At 69.7% G+C, this 2540-nt stretch carries 2 protein-coding genes; both read right to left on the bottom strand.

Annotated elements, in window-relative coordinates; genetic code table 11:
• Positions 1–112: 112 nt before the first annotated feature.
• Positions 113–907, bottom strand: coding sequence for an IS21-like element helper ATPase IstB (gene istB, locus ODJ79_RS46415; RefSeq protein WP_263030158.1), 795 nt, complete (start codon positions 905–907; stop codon positions 113–115).
• Positions 904–2409: an IS21 family transposase gene (gene istA / locus ODJ79_RS46410; RefSeq protein ID WP_263030157.1), complete on the bottom strand. Its 1506-nt coding sequence runs from the start codon at positions 2407–2409 to the stop codon at positions 904–906. The genes istB and istA overlap by 4 nt, the downstream gene beginning before the upstream one ends.
• Between the last annotated feature and the right edge of the window lie 131 nt (positions 2410–2540).

The raw sequence follows: 2540 nt of genomic DNA, 5'->3' as shown, positions 1-2540 counted from the left end.
TGTCAATGGCCGTTTGGACTTCCCCGCTGACGGCCGGCAGTTCTCCCCGCTGGCGGTCACGGATTCCTCCCCGGTGGCGGCCAGATAGTTCCCCGCCGTGGGGTGGTGCTGGTTAGTGCAGTCGTTTGACTCCTTGTCCGGTGGTGGCTTGGTTAAGCCGGAAGCTGTCACCGTTGGTGACGACGACGTGCGCGTGGTGCAGGAGCCGGTCGACAGTGGCGGTGGCCAAGGTCTTGGGCATGATCTCGTCGAAGCCGGACGGGTGCAGGTTGCTGCTGACGGCCAGGGCCCGGCGTTCGTAGGCGGCGTCGACCAGGCGGTAGAACCCTTCGGCGGCGTCCGCGGAGACGGGCAAGAGCCCGATGTCGTCGACGATGATCAAGTCGGTGCGGATCAGCCGGGTCATGGCCCGGGTGACCGAGTCATCGGGCCGGTGCCGGCGGACCATCACGCCGAGGTCCTCGATGGTGAACCACGCGACGGTCATGCCGGCCTCGACAGCGGCCTGGCCCAGGGCCTCGCAGAAGTGCGACTTGCCGGTGCCCGACGGCCCGCAGATCGACAGATTTTCCTTGCGGTGCACCCATTCCAGCGTGCGCAGGGCGTCCTGGGTCGGCCGCGGGATCGAGGATGCTGCTTCGTCCCAGTCGCCGAACGTCTTGCCTGCCGGGAACGTCGCCCGTTTGCGGCGGGTCCGCAGGTTCGCCTGGTCACGGCCGGCGGCTTCCTCGGCCAGCAGAACCCGGATGACCTCGGCAGGGTCCCAGCGTTGCGCCTTCGCGGTCGGGATCAGGTCGGCCATCGCCCGGCGGATGTGAGGCAGCTTCAGGCGTTTGGTCAGTTCGATGGCCTCGGCGAGGGGGTCGCCGGTGGTCCCGGTGACGGTGCGGATGCCGGTGATGGTCATGTCTGGTCTCCCGTGGTGATGCCGAACGTCGACCAGGCGGAGGTGCCGGGCTGCAGGCTGTGGGTTTCGCTGGCCCGGGTGGGCTCAGCGTCGTTCTCGCGCTGGTGGGCGAGGATGCGGATGACGTCGTTGTCGGCGAACCGGCCAGCCAAAGCGGCGGTGCCGAGGGCCTGGTCGACCTGCGCGACGCCGTGCAGTTTGGCCAGGGCGACGGCTTCGGCCATCTTGCGGCGGACCCGGCGGACGCCGGTGGCGCCGGCCTCGGTCAGCCAGGCCGCGGCCCCGGGGCCCAGTGCCAGGAACGCGGCTTCCTCCGCGGTGTGAGCTCGCGGGGGCCGTTCGTCGGTGTCGAACCGGCGGGTCTGCGGCGGGTAGTGCTCGTCGATGATCGACGGGTTGCCCGGCTGGGCCCGCGGATGGCGGGCGACCACGACCGGGCCGCCGGTGGTGACGGCGGTGACGATCAGTTCGTCGCCGTGGAACCGGGCCCAGACCCGGGTGTCGACCAGGTCGTGCGGGACGGAGTAGCGGACGCCGTCGACGGAGATGGTGCAGTCCCAGTTGACCCGCCGGGTGGTGCCGAACGCGACGGTGAACGGCTGGGCCGGCAGGGGGTGCAGCCGGGCCTGTTCCTCGGCCAGGGCCTCGGCCGGGCGGCGGCGGGTCTCGCGGTGGGTCCGCTGGTTGACCTGCTCGGTGAAGTCGCGGCAGGCCGCCTCGAGCTCGGCGAAGGTGCGGTAATCCTCGAGGAGGTTCGCCGTGGTGGGCACCAGGTCCGCCTTGGCGATCTTCACCGCGTTCTCCGAGCCGCCCTTGGACTGCGGGTCCGCCGGAACACAGGTCCGGATCGTCATCCCGTAGTGCCGGGCGACCTGCACGATCTCCGGGTTCCGAACCGCGACGTCAGCGACGTGTTCGACGGTGATCGTCTTCTCGTTGTCGGTCAGCACATAGGCCGGCACCCCGCCAAGGCGCCGGAGAGTGGCGTCGAGGCAGGCCACGATCGTCGGCAGGGTTTTGTCGAAGACCGGGATCACGACCCGGAACCGTGACCAGGCCAGCCACGCGCACCACAACGACGTGCGCCGACCGGCGATCCGTGGGCCTTCACCCCAGTCGAACTGCATCCACAGGCCCGGCTCCGGGATCCACGGCCGGAACACCCGCCGGCGTCCGGCCTGCCAGGACTGCTTCACCGCGGCCACCGCCCGGCGGGTGGTGCGCTCGCCACCGGTGAAGCCCATCGCGGTAATCCGCCGATGCACCACATCCGCACGGACCCGGCCACCCGAGCGGGCGACGAGTTCTTCGATCTTGTCCATGAACTCGTCGATCGGACGAGCCCGATGCTGCCGTTCTTGCGGGCTGCGGCCCTCGTTACGCAACTTCACATACCGGGCCACGGTGTGGTGGTCACACCCCGCCAGCTCGGCCGCCGCACGGTAACTACCCGTGAGGTCGTACGCCTCCAAGATTTCCACGATCTCCCTGCCGCTCTTCACCCGGCCGACCCAAGCCGACCGGCATCCGCTCATGATCAGCGGGGAGGTATCTGGCCGTCCGTGGGGAGGACCGTGGCCATCAACGGGGCGCTATTTGGCCGCCAGTGGGGAGTATTCCGTGGCCGCGGACA

The organism is Actinoplanes sp. KI2, assembly GCF_025630775.1.
Classification (GTDB): Bacteria; Actinomycetota; Actinomycetes; order Mycobacteriales; family Micromonosporaceae; genus Actinoplanes.
The sequence above is the reverse complement of the archived record's forward strand: the minus strand, read 5'-3'. Positions and strand labels throughout refer to the sequence as shown.

What these genes read in the sequence shown, in the direction of transcription:
- istB (WP_263030158.1), bottom strand. Translation starts at nt 907, where the DNA reads ATGACCATCACCGGCATCCGCACCGTCACCGGGACCACCGGCGACCCC.